This window comes from Kluyvera sp. 1366 (genome assembly GCF_054823405.1).
In genome coordinates this window covers 558,406-583,065 of record NZ_JBTRDW010000002.1, presented here as the reverse complement: position 1 = coordinate 583,065, position 24,660 = coordinate 558,406, and the positions used below count along the sequence as shown (strand labels likewise).

At 49.8% G+C, this 24,660-nt stretch carries 20 protein-coding genes and 1 pseudogene; 20 read left to right on the top strand and 1 reads right to left on the bottom strand.

Going from position 1 to position 24,660, the window contains the following annotated elements; genetic code table 11:
- Nucleotides 1-182 precede the first annotated feature (182 nt).
- Nucleotides 183-1,265 (top strand): acyltransferase family protein, encoded by a 1,083-nt coding sequence (locus tag ACVLVH_RS06235; RefSeq protein ID WP_498948979.1) that lies wholly within the window; start codon nt 183-185, stop codon nt 1,263-1,265.
- Between the two features lie 70 nt (nt 1,266-1,335).
- Here ACVLVH_RS06235 and putA read toward each other — a convergent pair whose 3' ends face one another.
- Entirely contained in the window at nt 1,336-5,280 is a 3,945-nt protein-coding gene (gene putA, locus ACVLVH_RS06230) for a trifunctional transcriptional regulator/proline dehydrogenase/L-glutamate gamma-semialdehyde dehydrogenase (RefSeq protein WP_498948978.1), read from the bottom strand.
- Between the two features lie 448 nt (nt 5,281-5,728).
- Here putA and putP point away from each other — a divergent pair, with 448 nt between their 5' ends.
- The 19 genes and pseudogenes from putP (at nt 5,729) to ACVLVH_RS06135 (ending at nt 24,593) form a co-directional block, all read left to right on the top strand.
- Nucleotides 5,729-7,213, top strand: coding sequence for a sodium/proline symporter PutP (gene putP / locus ACVLVH_RS06225; RefSeq protein WP_192411612.1), 1,485 nt, complete (start codon nt 5,729-5,731; stop codon nt 7,211-7,213).
- 208 nt (nt 7,214-7,421) lie between these two features.
- The gene (efeU, locus tag ACVLVH_RS06220; protein WP_101764052.1) at nt 7,422-8,255 is read left to right on the top strand and encodes an iron uptake transporter permease EfeU; all 834 of its coding nucleotides are present in this window, start codon (nt 7,422-7,424) and stop codon (nt 8,253-8,255) included.
- Between the two features lie 54 nt (nt 8,256-8,309).
- Entirely contained in the window at nt 8,310-9,425 is a 1,116-nt protein-coding gene (gene efeO / locus ACVLVH_RS06215) for an iron uptake system protein EfeO (protein ID WP_110866396.1), read from the top strand.
- 2 nt (nt 9,426-9,427) lie between these two features.
- Nucleotides 9,428-10,705 carry an iron uptake transporter deferrochelatase/peroxidase subunit gene (gene efeB / locus ACVLVH_RS06210; protein ID WP_498948976.1) on the top strand — a complete coding sequence of 426 codons (1,278 nt, stop codon included), beginning with the start codon at nt 9,428-9,430 and terminating at the stop codon, nt 10,703-10,705.
- Nucleotides 10,706-11,002: 297 nt separating this feature from the next.
- Entirely contained in the window at nt 11,003-11,206 is a 204-nt protein-coding gene (locus ACVLVH_RS06205) for a hypothetical protein (protein ID WP_110866394.1), read from the top strand.
- A gap of 72 nt (nt 11,207-11,278) precedes the next feature.
- A complete protein-coding gene (gene phoH, locus ACVLVH_RS06200) occupies nt 11,279-12,067 on the top strand; it encodes a phosphate starvation-inducible protein PhoH (protein WP_101764056.1) in 789 nt (262 codons plus the stop codon).
- Between the two features lie 369 nt (nt 12,068-12,436).
- Nucleotides 12,437-12,934 carry a type VI secretion system contractile sheath small subunit gene (tssB, locus tag ACVLVH_RS06195; protein WP_192411615.1) on the top strand — a complete coding sequence of 166 codons (498 nt, stop codon included), beginning with the start codon at nt 12,437-12,439 and terminating at the stop codon, nt 12,932-12,934.
- 10 nt (nt 12,935-12,944) lie between these two features.
- A pseudogene (locus ACVLVH_RS06190) lies at nt 12,945-13,448 on the top strand (type VI secretion system domain-containing protein); the annotation flags it as partial.
- A gap of 17 nt (nt 13,449-13,465) precedes the next feature.
- Nucleotides 13,466-14,176: a YidX family protein gene (locus ACVLVH_RS06185; protein WP_192411634.1), complete on the top strand. Its 711-nt coding sequence runs from the start codon at nt 13,466-13,468 to the stop codon at nt 14,174-14,176.
- 41 nt (nt 14,177-14,217) lie between these two features.
- Nucleotides 14,218-14,511: a DUF805 domain-containing protein gene (locus tag ACVLVH_RS06180; RefSeq protein ID WP_192411635.1), complete on the top strand. Its 294-nt coding sequence runs from the start codon at nt 14,218-14,220 to the stop codon at nt 14,509-14,511.
- 391 nt (nt 14,512-14,902) lie between these two features.
- Entirely contained in the window at nt 14,903-15,214 is a 312-nt protein-coding gene (locus ACVLVH_RS06175; protein WP_225614411.1) for a DUF805 domain-containing protein, read from the top strand.
- The gene (locus ACVLVH_RS06170; RefSeq protein ID WP_225614389.1) at nt 15,145-15,300 is read left to right on the top strand and encodes a DUF805 domain-containing protein; all 156 of its coding nucleotides are present in this window, start codon (nt 15,145-15,147) and stop codon (nt 15,298-15,300) included. The genes ACVLVH_RS06175 and ACVLVH_RS06170 overlap by 70 nt, the downstream gene beginning before the upstream one ends.
- Before the next feature lie 80 nt (nt 15,301-15,380).
- The gene (locus tag ACVLVH_RS06165; RefSeq protein WP_498948973.1) at nt 15,381-18,110 is read left to right on the top strand and encodes a type VI secretion system Vgr family protein; all 2,730 of its coding nucleotides are present in this window, start codon (nt 15,381-15,383) and stop codon (nt 18,108-18,110) included.
- Nucleotides 18,107-19,951 carry a phospholipase D-like domain-containing protein gene (locus ACVLVH_RS06160; RefSeq protein ID WP_462061791.1) on the top strand — a complete coding sequence of 615 codons (1,845 nt, stop codon included), beginning with the start codon at nt 18,107-18,109 and terminating at the stop codon, nt 19,949-19,951. Before ACVLVH_RS06165 ends, ACVLVH_RS06160 begins: the two co-directional genes overlap by 4 nt.
- A gap of 2 nt (nt 19,952-19,953) precedes the next feature.
- On the top strand, nt 19,954-21,234 hold the full coding sequence (locus ACVLVH_RS06155; protein ID WP_192411638.1) for an SEL1-like repeat protein: 1,281 nt from the start codon (nt 19,954-19,956) through the stop codon (nt 21,232-21,234).
- A 101-nt stretch (nt 21,235-21,335) separates the two neighbouring features.
- Nucleotides 21,336-21,473: a hypothetical protein gene (locus ACVLVH_RS06150; protein WP_192411639.1), complete on the top strand. Its 138-nt coding sequence runs from the start codon at nt 21,336-21,338 to the stop codon at nt 21,471-21,473.
- Nucleotides 21,470-23,314 carry a phospholipase D-like domain-containing protein gene (locus ACVLVH_RS06145; protein WP_192411640.1) on the top strand — a complete coding sequence of 615 codons (1,845 nt, stop codon included), beginning with the start codon at nt 21,470-21,472 and terminating at the stop codon, nt 23,312-23,314. The genes ACVLVH_RS06150 and ACVLVH_RS06145 overlap by 4 nt, the downstream gene beginning before the upstream one ends.
- 2 nt (nt 23,315-23,316) lie before the next feature.
- The gene (locus tag ACVLVH_RS06140) at nt 23,317-24,072 is read left to right on the top strand and encodes a tetratricopeptide repeat protein (protein ID WP_498948972.1); all 756 of its coding nucleotides are present in this window, start codon (nt 23,317-23,319) and stop codon (nt 24,070-24,072) included.
- Complete coding sequence (locus ACVLVH_RS06135; protein WP_498948970.1) at nt 24,069-24,593, top strand: DUF6396 domain-containing protein; 525 nt, start codon at nt 24,069-24,071, stop codon at nt 24,591-24,593. Before ACVLVH_RS06140 ends, ACVLVH_RS06135 begins: the two co-directional genes overlap by 4 nt.
- Nucleotides 24,594-24,660: the final 67 nt, after the last annotated feature.

The window sequence follows — 24,660 nt, the reverse complement described above, 5'->3', positions numbered from 1 at the left end:
ATTTTTGTCTGGATGTGTAAAGTATTGTTATATCAGGACCACAAAAAAACATTTAGGACTTTCGCTACATCATGCCCGCCCCGCCTGTTGAATAATCGTTTAATAATCATAAATGCTACAACGCTTATTTCCTCATCCTTCTTCTTTAAGACCTACACAGCAACAGCAGCGGGAGTCATCATATGAATAACGCCAGGAAAGAAGATATCGCATGGATAAATACCCTAAAGGGAGCCTGCATATTACTGGTGGTGTTGTATCACACCGTATTACCTGGATTTGAAGGTACGGTGAAATTATTGACGGCAGGTTGGATCCCGGCAGAAATATGGGTGCAGTTTAATACCGTATTGTCGCCGCTGCGTATGCCGGCGTTTTTCTTTGTTTCGGGCTTATTAGCCACTAACGGTATTTTAAATCGGCCGTGGAAACAGGTGTTTACCAGTCGCATCACCAACCTGTTTTATCTCTATATTTTGTGGGGCTTTATTCAGTGGTGGTCGATTGTAGGCATCTCCACCGAGATCACCGGGCAGCGTATTTCACAGAACCTCAACGCGGCGTATGCCGGTTCGCTGCTGGAGTTCTTAAAGCTGACATTCCTCGCCATGAGCACCTCGTGGTATCTCTACGGCCTGGCGCTCTATTTCCTGTGCGCCAAGATCTTTAAACAGCAGAAAGTGGCGTTGCTGGTGGTGGCGATTGCGCTCAACTATCTGGCGGTGGAGAAGATCATTCCGTATTGGGGGCCACAAAGCGTGGCGCAGTATTTCCTGTTCTTCCTGCTGGGGGCATTCTGGAGCCCGATGATGCTGCGTCTCAGTGAATGGCGTCGTGACAATATTGTGCCTTGGGCGATATTGGCGGCGGTCTCGGGCCTGCATATCATCTTTGGTCTGGATAAGAGCCTGTTCCTGTGCATCCTTGCGGTGCTGGGTAGCGTGGCGGCGTGTCGCTGGTTGAACGCGCGTTTCAAGATGAGTTACTTGAATTGGGTTGGGCGCAACACGCTGCAAATTTACGTGATTCACCGCATCTTCATTGAGTTCTTCGGTATGTCGGCGATTCTGTTCGCCCAGCGCCATCAACTGTTTGAGCAAGCATGGTTCTCCATTATGTGGGCCTGTTTCTATCCGCTGGCGATTGTTGGCATCTGTTCGCTGTGTTCGGTGGCGGTGTGGCAGGTGACGAATCGTGGATTGGGGCAGTCGCTGTTTGTGTTTCCAACGCTGATCGGATTGAAGCGGAATAAGTCTGCGGCCTGAAAATTCTCGCGATGAATCGCGCCGCTACGAAGTCATGCACTGACTGTAGCGGCGCACTTTATTGCGCGTTTTAACCGATGGTCATCAAACTCGCATTACCGCCCGCAGCGGCGGTATTGACGCTGAGTGAACGCTCAATGAGCAAACGCTCCAGCAGCAGATTGGTTTCGCCGCGGGCGAAGCCCTGCACCGAGACAATCGCGCCATCGCGTGCCGCGACCTGCTCACACAGGCTGCGCAGCTGATCGGCATCACCGTGATAAATCACCGCATCAAACTCCGCCGCCAGCGCATCCTTCACCAGCTTGACGTGCGCTTGCACTGCAGCAGGCAAAGACGTACGCAGCGCACGATGCAGCTCATCATCCTGCCAGATGGCCTGACTGCCGACGCTGGTCACCGCCGCCAGTTGCGTCAGCGCGTCTTCCGCGTTATCGGCGATGCACAGCACATGTTCGCGCGGCAGCAGGGTGAAGGTATTGCGCTCGCCGGTTGGGCCCGGCAGCAGACGCACCGTACCGGCCTGCGCCAGCTCGTCGTAACGCTGACACAGCGCCAGCAGCTCAGGCTTATCCTGCGCCCACTGCTGCAATGCCTGATGCGCACGCATCAGCTCGGCACGCACTGTGCTATCCACCGGGCGCTCGGCATCCTGACGATCAAAGGTGATACGCAGCGCGCCATCTGGACGGTTGGCCAGCAGGCGATAGAGATAGAGCGGACCACCGGCTTTTGGACCGGTGCCCGACAAGCCTTCGCCGCCGAACGGCTGCACGCCGACGACCGCACCCACCATATTGCGGTTTACATACAGGTTGCCGACTTTAGCGCTCGCCGTAACCTGCGCGATGGTTTCATCGATGCGCGTATGCACGCCGAGCGTCAGGCCGTAACCCGACGCGTTAATCTGCTCCACCAGCTGCGGCAAGTTATTGCGCGAGAAACGCACCACGTGCAGCACCGGACCAAACACCTCTTTATCCAGATCGCTCACCTGATCTAGCTCGATCAGCGTCGGCTTGATAAAGGTGCCGCTGTTCCACTCTTTGCTGTCCTGCGGATTCTCCTGCGCCGCCTGATAGACGGTGAAGTCCTTGTTGCGCAGCGCCTGAATGTGACGTTCGATATTGGCTTTCGCTTCGACATCGATCACCGGACCAATGTCGGTCGAGAGACGTTCCGGGTTGCCCATGCGGCACTCGGCCATCGCACCGCGCAGCATTTTCAGCGTGTGATCGGCCACATCGTCCTGCACGCACAGCAGACGCAGCGCCGAGCAGCGTTGACCGGCACTATCAAAGGCCGAAGCCACGATATCCACCACCACCTGTTCGGTGAGCGCTGAGGAATCCACGATCATCGCGTTCATGCCGCCGGTTTCGGCAATCAGCGGCGTCGGACGACCCTGAGGATCGAGACGACCAGCCAGATTACGCTGCAGCAATGTCGCCACCGCGGTTGAACCGGTGAACATCACACCGCGCACGCGCTCGTCGCCGGTCAGTTGCGCACCCACGGTTTCGCCCTGGCCCGGCAGCAGTTGCAACACGCCAGCCGGTACGCCGGCATCCAGCAGGATGTGCACCGCCTGCGCGGCAATCAGCGGCGTTTGCTCCGCCGGTTTTGCCAGCACGCTGTTACCCGCCGCCAGCGCTGCGGCAACTTGTCCGGTAAAGATCGCCAGCGGGAAGTTCCACGGGCTAATGCACACCACCGGACCAAGCGGACGATGGGTTTCGTTATCGAAATCGTCGCGCACCATGCCCGCGTAGTAGTAGAGGAAATCAACCGCTTCACGCACTTCGGCGATGGCGTTGTTGTAGGTTTTACCGGCTTCACGCACCAGCAGGCCAATCAGCTGCTGCATCTGGCCTTCCATCGCTTCGGCGGCACGCTCCAGAATCGCGGCACGCTCCTGCGGTGGCGTCGCGAACCAGATTGGACCGGCATTGACTGCCGCATCCAGTGCAGCCGAGACTTCGGCTTCGGTAGCTTCACGCACGCTGCCCACCACATCCGCAGGCGCGGCAGGATTGAGCACCGGGCGGCTGACGCCTTCGCCCAATTCACCTTCTACCAGCGGCTGGGCAATCCACGGCTGGCTGGCGCTGTTGAGCAGGGCGCTGGAGAGCGACGCCAGACGATGTTCGTTGGCCATATCCAGACCGGCGGAGTTAGCGCGTTTGGCGCCATACAGATCGCGCGGCAGCGGGATTTTCGGATGCGGTAAACCAATCGCGCCTTCCGCAATGCCCATTTTCTCCACGGCGGCAACCGGATCGGCGACCAGCTCATCCAGCGGCAAGGTGTTATCAGCGATGCGGTTAACGAAGGAGGTATTGGCACCGTTCTCCAGCAGACGACGCACCAGATACGCCAGCAGCGTTTCGTGGGTACCGACCGGCGCATAAATACGACACGGTCGGTTCAGCTTGCCATCGGCCACTTTACCGACAACCTGCTCATACAGCGGTTCACCCATGCCGTGCAGGCACTGGAATTCGTACTGGCCTGGATAATAGTTATTGCCCGCCAGCTGGTAGATCGCCGCCAGCGTGTGCGCGTTGTGGGTAGCAAACTGCGGATAGATCAGGTTCGGCACCGCGAGCAGTTTGCGCGCGCACGCCAGATAAGAGATGTCGGTGTACACCTTGCGGGTATAGACCGGATAGCCTTCCAGACCTTCAATCTGCGCGCGTTTGATTTCGCTGTCCCAATACGCGCCTTTCACCAGGCGGATCATCAGACGGCGACGGCTGCGCTGCGCCAAATCAATCAGCGAATCAATCACGAACGGACAGCGCTTCTGATACGCCTGAATCACAAAGCCGATGCCGTTCCAGCCTTCCAGCTCCGGTTCAAAGCAAAGTTTTTCCAGCAGATCGAGCGACAGCTCAAGGCGATCGGCTTCTTCCGCATCGATGTTAATACCGATGTCATACGAGCGCGCCAGCAGCGTCAGAGATTTGAGGATCGGGTAGAGTTCGTCCATCACGCGCTCATACTGCGCGCGGCTGTAGCGCGGATGCAGCGCTGACAGTTTGATGGAGATGCCCGGACCTTCATAAATACCGCGACCGTTCGACGCCTTGCCGATGGCGTGAATCGCCTGCTGATAGGAAATCAAATAGGCTTTGGCATCGCTGGCGGTCAGCGCCGCTTCGCCCAGCATGTCGTATGAGTAACGGAACCCTTTCTCTTCCAGTTTGCGCGCATTGGCCAGCGCTTCGGCGATGGTTTCACCCGTAACAAACTGCTCGCCCATCAGGCGCATCGCCATGTCCACGCCTTTACGGATCAGCGGTTCGCCGCTTTTACCGATGATGCGATTGAGCGAGCGCGACAGATTAGCCTCATTATGGGTAGAGACCAGACGGCCGGTAAACAGCAAGCCCCAGGTGGCGGCGTTAACAAACATCGACGGGCTGCGGCCAAGATGCGATTGCCAGTTGCCATTGCTGATTTTGTCGCGGATTAACGCATCACGCGTCGGCTTATCCGGAATACGCAGTAGCGCTTCCGCCAGACACATCAGCGCCACGCCTTCCTGCGAGGAGAGTGAGAACTCCTGCAGCAAGCTTTGCACCATGCCGGCGCGGCCGGTTGCACCTTTCTGGTGCCGCAATTTATCGGCAAGGCTGTAAGCCAGCTGATGGGTTTTCTCGGCCAGCGGGGCAGGGAGACGCGCTTGTTCCAGCAGCATTGGCACCGCATCCGTTTCCGGACGACGCCATGCGGCGGTGATCGCTGAGCGGCTGACTGACTGCGGTAAAATATGTTCGGCGAAGTCGAGGAAAGGCTGCAGCGCCTCGTCGGGCACGCTTTCATCACCGGCGGCATCAATCAGCAACTGCGGAATTTCCGGCACGGATTCACCGGCTTCCAGCTGCTCCAGATAATTAAAAATGGCCTGCTTGATCAGCCAGTGTGATGTGCGGTCAAGCTTCTGCGCCGCCAGTTTAATGCGATCGCGGGTGGCTTCATCCAGCTTCACCCCCATGGTAGTCGTTCCCATGATGTCCTCGTTCTCAAAAGTAGTGATTCAACGCTTGCGTGGCAGCAATATCACCTATGTTGCAACTTTGTGCAACCAGGTTAAATGTGACCTCGGTTGCACGCTTTGAACCGCCGAAAGTGTTAAATCGATAAATGCGGCATGAAAATTGCTGCAAGAAACTCGCCAATGTTGCAACCGCCAGCAACAAGACGGTTCCTGAACCCGATGAGGTGCAACTCAAACTGTGAGCAGGCGCAACCTGCTGGCATTAAAAAAGCGAAGGAAGGTGAAACCGGTGTAACAGCTGTGTTAAATGCATTGTGCGCGCCGACCCTTTGCGGCAGGATACCGCGCCTTAAGAGAAATCGCTTTCTCTGGATGCGGTGAAACCAGGCTGCTGTCCCGTTCCGACAGCGCTGATCAAAAAGATTTCTCTTGATGGATCAAATAATAAGTGGAGAGACTCATGAGTGTAAGTACACCGATGTTGGTGACCTTTGTAGTGTATATCCTTGGGATGGTGCTGATAGGTTTCATCGCCTGGCGATCAACCAAAAGCTTCGATGACTATATTCTCGGCGGGCGCAGTTTAGGGAGCGTCGTGACCGCGCTCTCTGCGGGTGCTTCCGATATGAGCGGCTGGTTATTGATGGGCCTGCCGGGCGCCATTTTCCTGTCCGGGATCTCCGAAAGTTGGATCGCCATCGGCCTGATCATCGGCGCCTGGCTGAACTGGCGCATCGTGGCGGGCCGTCTGCGTGTGCAGACCGAGCATCACGATAATGCCTTAACCCTGCCAGACTTCTTCTCCAGCCGTTTCGAAGATAACAGCAAACTGCTGCGCGTTATCTCGGCGGTGGTGATTCTGATCTTCTTCACTATCTATTGTGCGTCTGGCGTGGTTGCCGGTGCGCGTCTGTTTGAAAGTACCTTTGGTATGGATTACCAGACCGCGCTGTGGGCAGGTGCCGCTGCCACCATTCTCTACACGCTGGTGGGCGGTTTCCTCGCGGTGAGCTGGACCGATACCGTGCAGGCCAGCCTGATGATTTTTGCGCTAATTCTGACGCCAATTATCGTGATTGTCGCCGTCGGCGGCCTGGATGATTCACTGGCGGTGATCAGGGCGAAGAGCCTCGAAAACCTCGATATGCTGAAAGGGCTGAACTTTGTCGCGGTGATTTCGCTGCTCGGTTGGGGACTTGGCTACTTTGGGCAGCCGCATATTCTGGCGCGCTTTATGGCGGCCGATTCGCATCACACCATCCGCAGCGCGCGTCGTATCGGTATGATTTGGATGATCCTGTGCCTGGGTGGCGCGGTGGCGGTGGGCTTCTTTGGTATCGCCTACTTCGAGAACCATCCCGATCAGGCGGCGGGCGTAAGCCAGAATGGCGAGCGTATCTTTATCGAACTGGCGCGTATTCTGTTCAATCCGTGGATTGCCGGTATCTTGCTCTCAGCGATTCTCGCCGCGGTGATGTCGACCTTAAGCTGCCAGCTGCTGGTGTGCTCCAGCGCCTTGACCGAGGATCTCTATAAAGGCTTCCTGCGTAAAAACGCCAGCCAGAAAGAGCTGGTGTGGGTAGGGCGCTTGATGGTGCTGCTGATTGCCTTGATTGCTATCGCGTTGGCTGCCAACCCGGAAAACCGCGTGTTAGGTCTGGTGAGCTATGCGTGGGCTGGCTTCGGTGCCGCCTTTGGTCCGGTGGTGCTGTTCGGCGTGTGCTGGAAACGCATGACGCGCAACGGCGCGTTGGCCGGTATGGTGATTGGCGCGCTGACCGTATTGCTGTGGAAAGATTATGGCTACGCAGAGCTGTATGAAATCATCCCAGGCTTCGCGTTCGCCAGTATTGCGATTGTGGTATTTAGCTTGCTGGGTCGCGGCCCATCAGAAGCGGCGCAGCAGCGCTTTGCCGCCGCCGAAGCCCAATACCACAGCAAATAACCTCTATCGCCATTGATGGCGACGTGTTTGATGAACCCCCGGGTGCGTAGAAATGCGCACCCTCTAAAACCCGCCCCCCAATCCGCAAAACAAAATTAATTTCCTGCAGTGACTTGTATTTCTCTCTTCAGTAATGATAATCACTATCGTTCGCACTTTACGTTTTTTTACCTAAGGTTTACCCTTCTTAAAATTCAAGAGGTTGGTGATGTTCGTTCCCTTTCTCATTATGCTGCGCGAAGGTCTGGAAGCAGCGCTCATCGTCAGCCTGATTGCCAGCTATCTCAAACGAACCCAGCGCACCCAATGGTTTCCCGCCATGTGGGCCGGCGTATTTATCGCTGCCGCGCTCTGCTTAGCGTTGGGCATCTTTATTAATGAAACTACCGGTGAGTTTCCTCAGAAACAGCAGGAGCTGTTCGAAGGCATTGTCGCGGTGATTGCCGTGGTGATCCTGACGTCGATGGTGTTCTGGATGCGCAAAGTTTCGCGCAATATCAAAGCCACGCTGGAAAAATCGGTCGATCAGGCGTTGCAGAAGCAGGGCAGCAGCGGCTTCCCGCTGGTGCTGATGGTGTTTCTGGCGGTGGCGCGTGAAGGGCTGGAATCGGTGTTCTTCCTGCTGGCCGCGTTCACGCAAGATGTGGGTTATGCGCCGCCGCTCGGCGCGGTGCTCGGCCTTGCAACCGCCGTGGCGCTGGGCTTTTTGCTCTATTACGGCGGCATTCGCCTGAACCTGGCGCACTTTTTCCGCTGGACCAGTTTGTTCATTCTGTTTGTCGCAGCGGGGTTGTCCGCCGGCGCCATTCGCGCCTTCCATGAGGCCGGTTTGTGGAATCACTTCCAGGATGTAGCGTTTGATATGAGCAACACGCTCTCAACGCACTCGGTGTTCGGCACGCTTTTGGAAGGGATTTTAGGTTACCAGGAAACGCCAAGCGTCAGCGAAGTGGCGGTGTGGCTTGCCTATCTCATCCCGGCGCTGCTGCTGTTTTTCTTCCCGGCCCGGCCTGCAGTCAACGCGGCACGTACCACACGCTGAAATTTAATCAGGCGCGATTGCGCGCCTGTTCTTCCATGTAACAGGGATATCACTATGACGATTCGCTTCCGCCGCAAGGCGCTGTTGGTTGCTATGCTGGCGCTTTCCGGTGCGGCTACTGCTGCCGTCCCGCAAGTCACGGTCACCGTGACGGACAAACAATGTGAGCCGATGTCGCTCAACGTGCAGGCCGGTAAAACCCAGTTCATCATCAAAAACAACAGCCAGAAAGCGCTGGAGTGGGAAATCCTGAAAGGGGTGATGGTGGTGGAAGAGCGTGAAAACATCGCGCCTGGCTTCAGCCAGAAACTCACCGCCAATCTGGAAGCGGGCGAATATGACATGACCTGCGGCCTGCTCAGCAACCCGAAAGGCAAGCTGGTGGTGAGCGGCGATGCGAAGAAAGCGGCAAACGGTAAACCGGATGTGCTGGAGCTGGTTGGCCCGATCGCCGACTACAAAGTCTACGTGATGAATGAAGTGAAAGAGCTGGTAGCGGGCACCAAAGCGTTTACCGATGCGGTGAAAGCCGGCGACATTGAGAAAGCCAAAGCGCTATTCGCACCTACGCGCGTGCATTACGAGCGTATTGAACCTATTGCTGAGCTGTTCTCAGATCTGGATGGCAGCATTGATGCGCGTGAAGATGACTTCGAGAAGAAAAATGAAGATCCGAAATTCACCGGTTTCCACCGCCTGGAAAAAATCCTGTTCGCCGATAACACCACCAAAGGTGCCGAAGAGTTCGCCAGCAAGCTAAATCAGGATGTGCTCGATCTGCAAACCCGCATCAGCGAACTGGCGTTCCCACCGGCGAAGGTGGTTGGCGGCGCAGCCGGTCTGATTGAAGAAGTGGCCTCCAGCAAGATCTCTGGTGAAGAGGATCGTTACAGCCGTACCGATCTCTCCGACTTCCAGGCCAACATTGATGGCGCGCAGAAAATCGTTGATCTGCTGCGTCCGCTGCTGCAGAAAAACAACCCGCAGCTGCTGGCGAAAGTGGATGCTAACTTCAGGAAAGTCGACGGCATTCTCAGCAAATATCGCACCAAAGATGGCTTTGAATCGTACGAAAAACTGACTACCGCTGACCGTAACGCGCTGAAAGGCCCGATTACCACGCTGGCGGAAGATCTCTCACTGTTGCGTGGAACCTTGGGTCTCGACTGATCATGAGTGATAAAAATGACGCGGCGCAGCCGTCGCGTCGTCGATTATTGCAGGGATTAGGCATGTTGGGTGGCGCAGCCGCCCTCGGCGGCGGTTGTCCGTTTCATACCGCAGCCGCCGATAGCTTCTCTCCCGGCACGGTTGCACCCAACTTGCGCCAACAGGCGCAACCTTTTTACGGCGCCCATCAGGCCGGTATCGTCACGCCGCAGCAGGCATCCATGATGCTGGTGGCGTTTGATGTGCTGGCGAGCGACAAAGCCGAGCTTGAACGTCTGTTCCGCTTGCTAACCGATCGCTTCGCTTTTCTCACGCAAGGTGGACCGGCGCCGGCGGTCACCAATCCGCAGCTGCCGCCGATGGATTCGGGAATTCTCGGTGCCGATATCGCGCCCGACAATCTCACCATGACGTTATCGGTTGGCACCTCGCTGTTTGATGAGCGCTTCGGCTTAAGCAAACACAAGCCTGCGCAGCTGCAAACCATGACGCGTTTTCCCAACGATTCGCTGGATGCGGAACAGTGCCATGGCGACCTGCTGCTCCAGATTTGCGCTAACACCCAGGATACGGTGATTCACGCGCTGCGCGACATCATTAAACGCACACCCGATCTGCTGGCGGTGCGCTGGCGTCGCGACGGTTTTATTGCCGACCACGCGGCGCGCAGCAACGGCAAAGAAACGCCGATCAACCTGCTGGGCTTCAAAGATGGTACCGCTAATCCCGATACGCATAATCCGGCATTGATGGATCAACTCTTGTGGGTCACGCACGAACAGCAGGAACCGGCGTGGACGCACGGCGGCAGCTATCAGGCGGTGCGTATCATCCGTTTTCACGTAGAAATGTGGGACCGTACGCCGCTCGGCGAGCAGCAAACCATCTTTGGTCGTGAGAAGTTATCAGGCGCGCCGCTGGGTATGAAAAACGAGCATGACGTACCGGATTACAGCAAAGATCCCGATGGCGATTTGATTGCGCTGGATGCGCATATTCGTCTCGCCAATCCACGCACGCCGGAAACCGACAGCAGCTTGATGCTGCGGCGCGGTTACAGCTATTCCAGCGGTATTACCGGCTCGGGTCAGCTGGATATGGGTTTATTGTTTGTTTGCTACCAGCATGATTTAACCAGGGGCTTTATTACCGTACAGCAGCGTCTCAATGGCGAAGCGCTGGAAGAATATATTCGCCCGATTGGCGGCGGATACTTTTTCGCGCTGCCGGGCGTGGCGGATAAAAACCATTATCTCGGGCAACCTTTATTGCAGGCCTGATTAATAAATGTGCAGCGCCTGCGATGGTCACCTCTTCGCAGGCGCATTTGTTAAGTATTCCTTAAACTTTTCGCTGGAAGTAATCACTTCCGAATGTTCTTAAAAAGTTATGTTACCCGTTAATAAATCATCTATATGATAAATATGAGAAATTTAATTTAAGGTAAAACACCTTAGGCTTCGCTTATCTTTTTTTCTTTACTGCTACGTAAAAATAATGTTGCAAACCACCGCAAATATGATGCACTTTATTCATAAGCGTTGTCAGTTGTGTGGCTAAGCCACTGGAGTTCGCGCATGATTCGTCTCTCTTTGGGACAGTTAAATAGTTTCACCACACGCAGTCCACTGCGGGGGATTTCTTCCCTCCAACGTAACCTCGCTACTTTTCAAACATCGTTCTTGTTCAATCTCATTTTCTTTACCGGTGCGCGCCTGCGTCTCGGCGCTGATGCACACCATTCTCACTGGCTCGACACGGCTTACAAGGAAGCCAACTAAACCTCTAAAGCGTTCAAGTCATCGCCGCGGGTGATCCGCCGCGATAAATGAAACCAACTGTAAGGTGCCACTATGGGAAGACAGAAAGCAGTGATCAAAGCACGTCGTGAAGCAAGACGCGTTATTCGTAGCGACTCTCGCAGTCACCGTCAGCGTGAAGAAGAATCGGTCACTTCGCTGGTGCAAATGGGTGGGTTGGATTCGATTGGTATGGCACGTGATGCACGTGACCGCGGGCCGATTGAAGCCAGAAATGAAGCTCAGGCACACTATCTCCATGCCATAGAAACGAAACAGCTTATTTTCGCTACTGGTGAAGCCGGCTGCGGAAAAACCTGGATTAGCGCAGCCAAAGCGGCTGAGGCCCTGATCAATAAGGATATCGAAAGGATTATCGTAACGCGCCCGGTTCTGCAGGCGGATGAAGATCTCGGTTTCCTCCCCGGAGACATTTCCGAGAAATTCGCGCCTTATTTCCGACCGGTTTATGACGTTCTGGTTAAACGTCTCGGCGCTTCCTTTATGCAATACTGCCTGCGGCCCGAAATTGCCAAGGTAGAGATCGCGCCCTTCGCCTACATGCGTGGACGTACCTTTGAAAATGCGGTGGTGATCCTTGATGAGGCACAAAACGTCACCGCCGCACAGATGAAGATGTTCCTGACTCGCTTGGGGGAAAACGTGACGGTTATCGTCAACGGCGATATTACCCAGTGCGACCTGCCATCTCACGCCAGGTCTGGCCTTGCCGATGCGTTAGCGCGCTTCGAAGAGGATGAAATGATCGGCGTGGTGCGTTTCGGCAAAGAGGATTGCGTCCGTTCAGCGCTGTGCCAACGCACGCTGCACGCTTACAGTTAACCGTTTGATTGAGAATGTAGCTTAAGTAAAACCCGGCGCGCGCCGGGTTTTTTTATTGTGTCCCCCCTCGGCTCGACACCATCCCCCTGCGGTAACAATTAGCGCCATTGTATTATTGATGCCTGTAAAAGTATTTTTGGTGATAAATGGCACTTCCGGTCAAAAATAATTTTAAGAACAATCCTAGTCACTTTATCAGGGTTCATCAGGGGCTTAACTCAAATCATAAGAAATTTCCTATATAAATCAGACCGCAAAGATCATCTCGCTTTATTGCCTTCCTAAAATTCCAGCTATATATTCGCGCGGTAACACACAGGGAAAGTGTGCCTACGCGTGCTTTCCGCGCCATTTTTACAAGGAGTAAACATGAGCAACTCTTACCAGAATGAAATCCCTAAAGCCCGTATCAACCTCAAGCTAGACCTGCACACCGGTGGAGCGGCGAAGAAAACCGAGCTCCCTCTCAAGCTGCTGGTGACCGGCGATTTCAGTAACGGCGCGGAAGACCGCCCGCTGTCTGAACGCGAAAAAATCAACGTCAACAAAAACAACTTCAACAGCGTGCTGGCCGATATCGCGCCAACGGTGTCATTTGCCGTGCCGAACACCCTGGCCGGTGACGGCAGCGAAGAGAACGTTCAGCTTAACTTCCGCGACATGAAGGATTTCGAGCCGGAGCAGGTTGCCCGCCAAATCCCTCAGCTGCGCGCCATGCTGGCGATGCGCAATCTGCTGCGCGACCTTAAATCCAACCTGCTGGATAACGTCACTTTCCGCAAAGAGCTGGAAGCCATCCTGAAAGATCCGGCACTCAGCGACGAACTGCGCAGCGAGCTGTCTGCGTTAGCCACCGATCAAGCCTGATCATCCCCGTACGCCGTTTGCCGATGAGGTGACGCTCGGCTGGATACAGCAGCAGGTCATGAACACCGAACCCGGTTGGGGCGAAGGGGCGTCAGCTTCTCCCGGTGCCAGCAATGAGGATGACATTCTGCAACTGGAAAGCGAAGCCGTAGAGCTAGCCGATCGCGAAGGTATCGAAACGGCGCTGACATGGCTGCAGCATCGGCCGGGAACTGCTTTACCGCGACAGCAGTGGCTGCTGCGTCTGCTGATGGCGCGCGTCGCCGAGCAGTTTGGCCGTCAGGAAATGGCGCTACACCTGCTTAGCGGGCTGGATAACAGCGCAGATGACATGACGCTCGGTCAGTGGGAACCGTCACTGCTGTTTGAAGTGAAATCAAGAAGGCTGAAATTAATGCGCGCCCGCGCTGGGCGCAGTGAAGCGGATAAAGCGCGAGTGCAGCCGGAAATGGAACAACTGTTAGCTGGGCTGGTTCATATCGATGCGGCACGCGCTGTGGTGTTACTGGGTTAAAACAAAAGGGATTTATTATGCTGATTTTACGCGCGATTATTGTAATGATGGTTTTTTCATTAACAGGCTGTACTTATTACTTATGGAGCTTAAGTGACACCCGATCAACAACTGTGCGAGAAATGAATTTCTCTGATCGAATTAGCGGGATGTTTGAGTATAAAAATGTAAATCTGACTGAAGAAGATAATGGCACTGGAAAAGACATTATCAGACTTCCAGATGAAGGCGTAGGATTCGTTGGGGACGATAATATCTATTTTGTGACGGTTAACGGTAATGAATTATTGGCATTGAACGATTTGATGAAGAAAGTGCCATTAAGAATGAACAATGATGATAAATTTATCGATATGAATCTCAAAGGCCACTACAGTAAGAACACTAATGCAGAATTCCAACAAACAATGAGCGTTAGAACTCGAAAACCTGTAACTGCATTAACTCAATCACAAAAGAAAGCGCTTGAGGATAAGCGGTTTTCATCAGTGGACGGTTATTTACAGCGTTCAGTGACCGTTGAGGGCATCATTATCAATAGAATGAGGTTAGGTTCATCTTTCCCTCAGACAACATCACTCGATGAAAGCTATCAGGTGCGATTTTATTCATCATATCGTTACGATAAGTTCGACAGTGGCTCGTTAGCCTTAAAACTTGCATTGACACCTGTCACGTTAATTGGGGATGTTGTTTTTATTCCGCTATATCTACTCACTGCAAAGTAGTAATAGGATAGGGATATTCATCAATCTAATAAGAGGGTGAGATGATTAGATGCATCATCAGATGTTACATCGGTGGGGGGCGAAACATATTTAATTATAATGGATGCGCAAGTCGGAAAGAGTTTTGGGTTTTCATTTTGGTAAACTTATTAGCTTTGAATTTATATTCAGCAATAACTGGAATGCTGACTCTGACCGGCAGTGGCATAGTTGATGTCTTGTTGTTCCTTTCAATGGGTTTTTCTCTTCAACTGTTATTTATATGCATCCTTATCATCCCTGTAATCTCCTTAGGCGTAAGAAGAATACATGATATCGGCAGGAGTGGCTGGTGATTTAGTAGCCTGCTACTCAGCAATATTTTTATTATTCCTGTATTTCTTGGTGCTATGGTCAACAGTATTGCAAATCACTTTTCATGGGATATCGAACTCTCTATATCGATTTGGGCAAGCCTGGTATTGAATTTGAGCGTTATTTTTTTCCTGACATATCTGTGCTGCAAGCCTCAGTAGAGCCATCACCGCTTCCACATTAACGCAATAAAAAAACAATCAGAGTGCCGTAATGAAAGATCTCACCCTGCGCTATTACGACACCGAAATGCGCTAGCTGCATAATGCCGCTAAGGAATTTTCCGCCACGCAACCTGATAGCACTAAGAAGGACAAAATAGACCGGGCTGGCGCGCCGTATCCGATAGGTGGGTTAACTGTTAGGGATTAAATGATGAACGACCGCTTAGCGGAATGTTACGCCGGAGCCTGGCGTAAAACATTCGATTATAAAAACTGCGCCACGCGCAAGGAATTCTGGTCATTTATTCTGGTCAGCACGCTCCCATCTTTATGCTCAGGCGCCGTGCTTCTTATTGCTCTTATTTGGGTTGATTTATGGGTGGTTATATTTTGTGGAATTGGTCTTGCGACTGTTATGTCATTTTTCAGCGTAATCATTATTTTTCTTTTATGTCGCTGGGAATTCGACGCATGCACGATATTGGCCGCTCAGGTTGGTGGTTTGGCTTCCTGTTTATAGGAAGTGTTTTTTTCTTTCCTGTAAGTCTGTTTTTATTATACCTATGCAGTAAGCCTTTGCTCCATCTGCATCCGGTTTATCTCTGAATAAATAATTAGAGCTCTGTGTAAGATTTTTAAGATTCACTATTAAACTTAATTATTAGTATCTTTACGTCATGGAGGACATGATGAATACATCCGGTATTCTACAGAAAGTTTTGTCGGTCTCATTAAATCGCTATTATCTCGATTTACCGGGCAGCACCTTTAGTACTGATGTTGAAGAGATTGAGGGAAAGGAGGAGATGAGCGAACTGTATCGTTACACAGTTCGTTTCACCAGCGATGCTGGCGACATACAGCCTCAGCAGATGCTGCGGAAAAAAGTCTGGTTAAATATGCAAGCTACCTCAGATGAGCTGAAATCGGTATTGCCTGAAAAAATCGTTAAAGTCATACACGGAGTGATAACTCACTTTCGGCGATTGCAAGGTTCACGCGATCAAGTAAGCTATGAAATTATTATTGAGCCATTTGTTTCACTGCTAGGTAAACAATTCCACAGTCATCGATTTTTCGTCAATAAATCAGTGCCTGAAGTGGTAACGAAAATACTTACTGAACATGGTCTGGAAGCCTGGCAATACCAATTTAGCCTGAAGCAAAGCTATCCAAAGCGCGAACAAATTAATCAGTACCAGGAAAGTGATCTAAAATTTATTCAACGTTTACTGGCTGAAGTAGGAATTTTTTTCTACTTTCGCTTACAGGAGGATGCGCGCACTGAAGTAATCCATTTTGGTGACAGTCAGGTGTCATTTAATACTGTCAAATCGCTGCCGCTTAACAGCCCTTCAGGTATGGGTGATGGCGGAAAAGATTCGATCTGGGAACTAAATCTTAATCATCAGGTTGTGGAAGCTAGCGTATCCGCTAAAGATTATAACCATCGTGAGGCGCAATATATTTTACGGTCTGCGGAAGCGGATATGACACGGGGCGATGGCGATGAAACTAATTATGGCAAGGTTTATCATTATCGACCTCGCCATCCGCAATCTGGTGACAAGTACACACCAGCTGCAGAAACCGCAAACTTCTATGCACGTTTGGATCATGAACGCTTCCTCGCTAGCCGAACATCCATTACAGCAATAAGCACCGATCCCTCTCTGGCTGCTGGGCAAACGCTGATAATAACCGACAATAGTGTTCCTTCAACCTTGCCAGAGTTGCTGCATAACCCACTGCTAATTATAAAGTTGAAGTTCGTTGCCAGTCGGGAATCAGCCATGCGAGTGACGATTGGCGCCGTGCCATACAGTGAAACAATTTGCTGGCGTCCAGCAATGCTTGTACGCCCTAAAGTCAGCGGCACCATGACAGCGCGAGTCACTAGCGCAAAAGATAATGATATCTACGCCTGGCAGGACGCTTCAGGTCTTTATCGTGTGGTGTTTGATGCGGATGAAGAGAGCAAAGATCGCGGGCAGGAGAGCATGCCAGTGCGACTCGCCAAACCTTATGGCGGCGATATGTATGGCTTCCACTTCCCACTGATTCAGGGAACGGAAGTAGCGATAGCCTTCCGCGAAGGTGATCCTGACCAGCCTTATATTGCTCACGCGCTTCATGATTCGCGCCATGTCGACCACGTCACCGAAAAGAACAGCACACGCAACGTTATCCGCACCGCAGGTTTAAACAAACTGCGCATGGAAGATAAGCGCGGTGAAGAGCACGTCAAACTCAGCACCGAGTATGGTGGTAAATCACAGCTAAGCCTGGGGCACCTGGTGGATTCCTCGAGAGCCAAACGCGGTGAAGGTTTTGAACTGCGCACGGACAAGTGGGGCGGGATTCGTGCTGGAAGCGGTATTTTTATAAGTGCAGATAAGCAACCTGGCGCTGGTGCAGAAGTGCTTGAGATGCAGGATGCACTTAACCGCTTGCACAATGCAGGCAATCAAATGCAGCAGTTAGCTGATGATGGAAAAGCCGCAGGCGCAGAACCTGCGCAAGTGGAAACTCAACTTAATTTCATGCGCGAAGAGTTAGAACAGCTCAAGCAAGCAGTCGCACTGCTTAGTGCGCCGCAGGGAATCGCGTTAACCAGCGGTAAACATTTACAGCTTGCAGCGGCAAAGAACTTAATCGCCACCGCAGAGGCAGACGCTGATGTTGGCATCGTCAAACGCATGTTTATCGGTGTGGGCGAGGGACTGAATGTATTTGTGCGCAGGATGGGTATCAAGCTATTAGCAAATCAGGGGCCGGTTTCGATTCAGGCGCAGAACGATCAATTGCAATTGCTTGCAAGGCAAGGACTGGAAATTACCAGCACCGAAGAAGAAATTCATATCATTGCTAAAAAGAAAATCGTGCTGAATGCCGGGGGAAGCTACATTACGCTGGATCCGTGCAAAATTGAGTTGGGCACCGATGGTGACTTTGCGGTGAAATCAGCAGATTTCGCCTATAGCGGACCGGCAAGTATGACGGCGGAACATCCTGAATATCCCGAAATCCAATCCACCGCTAAGCAATTATTGAATCTCAAAGTACCAATGTCACCTGATGCAGAAGCCGGAAGCTGGGCTGGCATGCCGTATACGTTGTACGCCGATGGAGCAGCGATAAAACAGGGCGTGCTGGATAACACCGGCAATTTACCGGTTGAACATCAAACCGTGACGAAATCTTATCGCTTGGTAATGGCAAACGGTGTTAGCTACCAGATTCCCGTCGCCGCCACTTATCGCAATCCAGAGCAAGGTGTTCTAGCGAATCGCGGCATTCATCATCATCACTCGCAACCTGCAGAAGAAATTAATGCTCCGGATTCGCACACCGGGCACCGTTCGCTCTATGCCGCATTACTTGATGGTATTAATGACAGGGTAAAAGACGCATGAGTCAGTCAGATATCGTTTCACCTATTGCAACTGATATAACCCATCAATGTGTGATTACACCGCCGTGGTTTGTACAGGGCAGCGAATATCAACCTTTACCGGCGACCTATTTTCCGCTGATTAATGGTGAGGAAGCATTTGGTGCGGTGCATCATGCCATCGAAAATGCGCGAAAATCAGTGGATATTATTTGCTGGGGTTTTCAACCTTCAATGTATTTTGTGCGTGATGGTCAAGCCCCCTGTATTGGGCAACTATTAGAAGATCTTGCACAGAAGCGTGACATTGAAGTGAGGATCCTAGGTTGGGAAATGCCGTTTAATACCGCTGGATTTGGTGGTGAAGCTAATTTGCCGGGTAAATTTATTACTGGAGTTAAAAATAGAGCGGGTCAAACCTCGACTAATGATCAATTTTCTTTTGATCAGGATTGGTTTGAAAAATATGCGCTTGCTAACACCATTAAAGAGATATCGCGTGGAATAGGAACTACACCAAAAAAACTGCAGCAGTTCCCACAATTTGTCAGCCGTGGCTTTAATGTAGATGAGCGTGCGGAAATTGCTTATCAGATTAAGTTCAATAGCCTTGATAAAAATCTGAGCAATATGAGCACTGCTACTATGGCAGCGAGTGTTACACACCATCAAAAAACAGTGTTAGTGGATTATGAACTGCCGGAGAGAGCGGTTGGTTTTGTAATGGGTCACAACATGCTGGATGAATACTGGGACACAGACGCGCATTCAGCTGCTAATCGAGGTGAGAATAGACTCCCACCGAATAAAGGTGCGACTGGTGCACTGCCACGTCAGGACATTTCCAGCCGGGTAACCGGACCAATACTAGAGCATTTGCATCATAATTTCGCGACTGCATGGAAGAGAGAAACCGGGCAGGATCTCTTGTTGCAGCGTCACGCCAGTGAAGTGGCTAAAAAAATGAAGCCGCAAAGATCGCTTGGTGCTCCATTAATGGCACAATTGCTGCGCACTCAGGCGCAGGAAGGTAAGCGAGATATTGAGAAACTCTATTTGCAGGCAACAAACAATGCAACGCAGTTTATCTATATTGAGAACCAGTATTTCCGCTGGCCTCCACTGGCAGAATTGATCAAGAAAGTCGCAGCAGATCAGACTCGTGAAGGACGCGATCCAGGAAAACACGGATCACTATATCTTTTTGTTACAACCAATGTGAGTGAGCAGGGAATTGGGCCTGGCAAAGTGAATACGCAACGTATGCTCGAGAGTTTGGGGCGTGCTGATACTATACCTGGAATTACCAAATTAAGACGTAAAGAGATGTTGTGGAATGAAATGCCAACTCCACCATCTATTGATGCAACCTACGCTGATAAATTAAAATATATTCAGGGGCGAGATAAGAAAAAAGCTGAAATCAGAGCAAAAGAAAAGGAAGTTGATAATAGTGTGGTTGTTTCAGTAGAACATCCCGGGTTAAAAATTCATGTCTGCTCTTTAGTTGCACCTGACTCTGATCCAAATGATTGGATGCCAGTATATATTCACTCTAAGTTAATGATCATCAATGATGTATTTACCACGCATGGGTCGGCCAATATCAATACTCGAAGCATGCAGGTTGATAGTGAAATGAATATTGCTCATTGTAATACATCAGTAACAAAGGTGATGCGGAAGAGATTGTGGAATTTGCATACTAATAATTTAGGTGGGCAGGATGATGCAGGGGAAGCATACATAGAATGGGATAGATTAATTCAAAGTAATAAGGTTTTTGAAGGTGAACATCACCCTCCAGAAGTTTCTCTTATTGAGTTTTACTATGCTGAAACAAAGTTAACCGATTTGGATTAATCATGAAAAATATTTTGTGTTTTATTTTACTGCTTATTGCCTGCGATCAGAGCAGGGGACATGCTTCATTGATAGGTAAAGGCACCATGGATTCATTGTTAAATTTAAATTATAAAAAAGAGTTTGTTTGCAGCCGGCAAAAAATGATTGAGTCATCGCCTGATGCAGAGGTTATATTTAACTATGCGCGTTGGATGCAAAAAAATAATCAACTTAAACAAGATGAGAACGTGTACTCTCAAGTAGAACGCCTTTATCGTATTGCTTCAGAGAATGGTAATGCTAAAGCTAACATAAACTTACAAAATGGTTCACTTAGAGGATATTTTTATTTAAAAGATGATGAGCGTTTGCGTATGAGTCAGGAGTTAATTAATCATGGCATTGGTGCTGGGTATTATTTTGTTGCGATCTATCTTCAGCATGGTGTTGCAGGTTTACAGAAAGACCAAGAGATGGCTTTACGATATATGCGTAAAGCTGCTGATGAAGGAAATCCACAAGCGCAGGCTTATGTTGGTGATAAATTAGCACCAAAAGATATTGCTCCTGAGATTGGTTTACAACTCCGCCGTTGTGCAGCAGAGCAAGGAGAAGGAAGGTCTGCGCTTTCCTTAGGGATTTACTATCAATTAAACAAGCAATTTGAGGCTGCCATTGAAGCATTCCAATTAGGCGTTTCTGCAGGTGATGCAGCATCTGCAAGCTTCCTAAAACATGGTTTTGACGGTCCGACAATATCAGAAAAAATTAATTATTTAGGGCAACAAAAAGATACTGAACGTACTAAAAGATATGAAATTATAAGTACAATTCTGAATGATTATTCTTATGCAAACCCTTCCATTCCAGAAATAGATGAAATTGTGCCACTTCCACCCGCACCGTTACCCGCCTGGGATGGAAAATTGAAATGGCTGGAAGAAAGAGAAGCCAATATTCCACCTGAAAAGCCCAGTGAAGCACTGATTAACCAAATGGCACGAGATAAACAACTCGATCCTGCTACCGGCAAACCATTACCAGAGTCACCACATTTTGTTCGTGATGATTCCATCAAGCTATCATGCCGTAATGGTGAGGTGTGTCCCGTGAGTGGATATTGGGAAATGGAATGGTGGGATTACAATAGCCTTAATACTCAGAGGATAGTGCGTTTTAATCAGGGAGATATTCTGCCTGCTGACAGAGTACGGCGCGTGGTCACTCGTCCCTGGCCATTCGAGGACAAAATTGTGATTGAAGAGAAAATGATGGCGTGGCGTTTAATCGCTGAAGCTTAAGGTGTTCTTTTAAAAGTTCTGATGTTACCTAACTTTGACGTCCGAAGTCTGGCGGCATGCCATAAACGTTACATTTTAATTCTTCAGTAATAAAGAGGGTCATGCTGGCAAATCGCGGCATTCATCATCATCACTCGCAACCTGCAGAAGAAATTAATGCTCCGGATTCGCACACCGGTCACCGTTCGCTCTATGCCGCATTACTTGATGGTATTAATGACAGGGAAAAAGACGCATGAGTCAGTCATATATCGTTTCACCTATTGCAACTGATATGACCCAGCAATGTGTGATTACACCGCCGTGGTTTGTACAGGGCAGCGAATATCACCCTTTGCCAGCAACATATTATCCATTGATTAATGGTGAGGAAGCATTTGGTGCGGTGCATCATGCCATCGAAAATGCGCGCAAATCAGTGGATATTATTTGCTGGGGTTTTCAGCCTTCAATGTATTTTGTGCGTGATGGCAAAGCACCATGTATTGGGCAATTATTGATTGATATTGCTGAAAAGCGTGGCGTTGAAGTAAGAATACTGGCCTGGGAAATGCCATTTAATACTGCCGGATTTGGTGATGAAGCAAACTTACCTGGAAAGTTTTTGCCGATTGTAAGAAACCGCGCAGGTCAGACTTCTACCGATACACAATTTGATTATGACTGCTGGTGGTTTAAAACCTCTGCGCGCTTTAATACCATGAAAAAAATGGTCCGGGGAAAAGAAACCACGCTTGAGAAACTTTATCCTTTTCCTCATTTTGTTAGCCGTGGTTTTAATGCGAGGGATCGTGCTGAAATTGCCTACCAGGCAAAATTCAAGGCTCTTGATAAAAATCTGAGTAACTCAACGATTGCTACTATGGCAGGAACTGTCACACATCATCAAAAAACCGTATTAGTGGATTATGAACTGCCCGAGAAGGCCGTGGGTTTTGTGATGGGACATAACATGCTGGATGAGTACTGGGATACTGATGCACACTCAGCCAGAAATCGGGGTGCTCATGCACCCGAACCGAATAAAGGCGCGACCGGTGCTCTGCCACGCCAGGATATTTCAAGCCGGGTAACCGGACCAATTCTTGAGCATTTACATCATAATTTCGCGACCGCCTGGCAGAAAGAAACCGGGCAGAATCTTCTGTGGCAGCGTAATGCCAGTGAGGCGGCTAAAAACATGCGGCCGCAAAAATCACTTGGCACGCCGATTATGGCGCAATTGCTGCGCACCCAGGCGCAGGCAGGTAAGCGCGATATTGAGAAACTCTATTTACAGGCAACAAATAACGCCACACAGTTTATCTATATTGAAAACCAGTATTTCCGCTGGCCACCACTGGCAGAATTGATCAAGAAAGTCGCTGCGGATCAAACTCGAGGAGGGCGCGATCCGGGTAAACACGGTTCGCTTTATGTTTTTGTTACCACTAATGTGACTGATGGCGGTATTGGAGCCGGTACAGTTAATACGCAACGCATGCTGGAAACCCTGGGACGTGCGAATTCCATACCTGAACTCACTAAGCTAAGACGTAAGGAAGCGTTACGAAATGAGATGCTAGCTCCACCCTCAATTGATGCTTCTCTCGATGAGAAAATGAAATATATTAAGGAAAGAAAAGAGAAAGAGGCAGAACTCAGGGCCAAAGAAAAGGAAATAGAGAACAGTGTTGTTCTTCCTGTTGAACATCCTGGTTTAAAAATACATGTCTGTTCACTGGTGGCTCCTGATTCAGAAGCTAATAACTGGATGCCTGTATACATTCACTCAAAGCTGATGATTATTAATGATGTTTTCACCACTCATGGTTCAGCTAATATCAATACCCGCAGTATGCAGGTCGATAGTGAAATGAATATTGCACATTGTAATGCATCGGTAACTAAGGCAATGCGTAAGCGGTTGTGGAATTTGCATACAAATAATTTGGGTGGGCAGGATGATCCCAGAATTGCTTTTGACAACTGGAATGATCTGATAAAAGAAAATCAAGGGTTAATGGATGTGGAGAATTCGCCTAGAGCTTCTATTATTCCTTTTTTATATGAAAGTGCAAAATCTAGTGACTTGGACTAAATATGAAGTTTTTAATGATTGTTGCTTTTCTGCTTTTTGCTTTTGAACTGGATGATGAACCCTTATTAAAAAAGAACTATGCCATGAATCATTTAACAAAGGTTAATTTCGATTTAGACTTTCTCTGTAAGCATCAGACTTTGAGTGATGGAAAATCTGAAGCAAAATTATTGTTTGACTACGCTCGCTGGTTACAAAAAAACAACCAACTTAAACAGGATGAAGTTGTATATGCTGAAATAGAGCGCTTGTACCGCATAGCAGCAGGAAATGGCAATACTAAAGCTATTATCAATTTGCTAAATGGTTCTTTAAAAGGTCAGTTTTTTCTTCGTGATCAAGAGAAGTTGGGTTTAAGTCAGCAACTAATTGATGAAAAAGTTGGTGCTGGATATTATTTTATAGCTCTCTTTTTGGAACATGGAGTTGCAGGTCTTCAGCAAGACACCGATATGGGGTTACGTTATATGCGCAAAGCTGCGGATGAAGGTAACCCACAAGCTCAGGCTTATATAGGTAATAAGCTCGCCCCACTAAAAATGGCACCAAGCATTAGTCGAAAATTGCGTCGTTGCGCTGCTGAACAAGGAGAAGGTAATGCTGCAAACGCTTTGGCTATTAATTATAAAATAAGTGGTGAATTTGATAGTGCAATAGAGTTATTTCAATTGGGGGTGGCTGCTGGGGATTCAAGTTCGGCTAGTTATTTATCCAATGGCTTTGATGGAATTGATAAAAAAATGATATTTATTATTTGAATTTAAAGGAAGATAAAGAAAGATCTCGACGTTATAATGATATTAAGAAAATTTTATCCCGTTACTCGTATGCTAATCCCAAAGTTCCAGAAATAAACGAAATAGTTCCATTGCCACCCGCACCGTTACCCGCCTGGGATGGAAAATTGAAATGGCTGGAAGAAAGAGAAGCCAATATTCCACCTGAAAAGCCCAGTGAAGCACTGATTCACCAAATGGCACGAGATAAACAACTCGATCCTGCTACCGGCAAACCATTACCAGAGTCACCACATTTTGTTCGTGATGATTCCATCAAGCTATCATGCCGTAATGGTGAGGTGTGTCCCGTGAGTGGATATTGGGAAATGGAATGGTGGGATTACAATAGCCTTAATACTCAGAGGATAGTGCGTTTTAATCAGGGAGATATTCTGCCAGCTGACAGAGTACGGCGCGTGGTCACTCGTCCCTGGCCATTCGAGGACAAAATTGTGATTGAAGAGAAAATGATGGCGTGGCGTTTAATCGCTGAAGCTTAAGGTGTTCTTTTAAAAGTACTGATGTTACCTAAGTTTGACGTCCGAAGTTTGGCGGCATGCAGTATAC

What these genes read in the sequence shown, in the direction of transcription:
- ACVLVH_RS06235 (WP_498948979.1), top strand. Translation starts at nt 183, where the DNA reads ATGAATAACGCCAGGAAAGAAGATATCGCATGGATAAATACCCTAAAG.
- putA (WP_498948978.1), bottom strand. Translation starts at nt 5,280, where the DNA reads ATGGGAACGACTACCATGGGGGTGAAGCTGGATGAAGCCACCCGCGAT.
- putP (WP_192411612.1), top strand. Translation starts at nt 5,729, where the DNA reads ATGAGTGTAAGTACACCGATGTTGGTGACCTTTGTAGTGTATATCCTT.
- efeU (WP_101764052.1), top strand. Translation starts at nt 7,422, where the DNA reads ATGTTCGTTCCCTTTCTCATTATGCTGCGCGAAGGTCTGGAAGCAGCG.
- efeO (WP_110866396.1), top strand. Translation starts at nt 8,310, where the DNA reads ATGACGATTCGCTTCCGCCGCAAGGCGCTGTTGGTTGCTATGCTGGCG.
- efeB (WP_498948976.1), top strand. Translation starts at nt 9,428, where the DNA reads ATGAGTGATAAAAATGACGCGGCGCAGCCGTCGCGTCGTCGATTATTG.
- ACVLVH_RS06205 (WP_110866394.1), top strand. Translation starts at nt 11,003, where the DNA reads ATGATTCGTCTCTCTTTGGGACAGTTAAATAGTTTCACCACACGCAGT.
- phoH (WP_101764056.1), top strand. Translation starts at nt 11,279, where the DNA reads ATGGGAAGACAGAAAGCAGTGATCAAAGCACGTCGTGAAGCAAGACGC.
- tssB (WP_192411615.1), top strand. Translation starts at nt 12,437, where the DNA reads ATGAGCAACTCTTACCAGAATGAAATCCCTAAAGCCCGTATCAACCTC.
- ACVLVH_RS06185 (WP_192411634.1), top strand. Translation starts at nt 13,466, where the DNA reads ATGCTGATTTTACGCGCGATTATTGTAATGATGGTTTTTTCATTAACA.
- ACVLVH_RS06180 (WP_192411635.1), top strand. Translation starts at nt 14,218, where the DNA reads ATGATTAGATGCATCATCAGATGTTACATCGGTGGGGGGCGAAACATA.
- ACVLVH_RS06175 (WP_225614411.1), top strand. Translation starts at nt 14,903, where the DNA reads ATGATGAACGACCGCTTAGCGGAATGTTACGCCGGAGCCTGGCGTAAA.
- ACVLVH_RS06170 (WP_225614389.1), top strand. Translation starts at nt 15,145, where the DNA reads ATGTCGCTGGGAATTCGACGCATGCACGATATTGGCCGCTCAGGTTGG.
- ACVLVH_RS06165 (WP_498948973.1), top strand. Translation starts at nt 15,381, where the DNA reads ATGATGAATACATCCGGTATTCTACAGAAAGTTTTGTCGGTCTCATTA.
- ACVLVH_RS06160 (WP_462061791.1), top strand. Translation starts at nt 18,107, where the DNA reads ATGAGTCAGTCAGATATCGTTTCACCTATTGCAACTGATATAACCCAT.
- ACVLVH_RS06155 (WP_192411638.1), top strand. Translation starts at nt 19,954, where the DNA reads ATGAAAAATATTTTGTGTTTTATTTTACTGCTTATTGCCTGCGATCAG.
- ACVLVH_RS06150 (WP_192411639.1), top strand. Translation starts at nt 21,336, where the DNA reads ATGCTGGCAAATCGCGGCATTCATCATCATCACTCGCAACCTGCAGAA.
- ACVLVH_RS06145 (WP_192411640.1), top strand. Translation starts at nt 21,470, where the DNA reads ATGAGTCAGTCATATATCGTTTCACCTATTGCAACTGATATGACCCAG.
- ACVLVH_RS06140 (WP_498948972.1), top strand. Translation starts at nt 23,317, where the DNA reads ATGAAGTTTTTAATGATTGTTGCTTTTCTGCTTTTTGCTTTTGAACTG.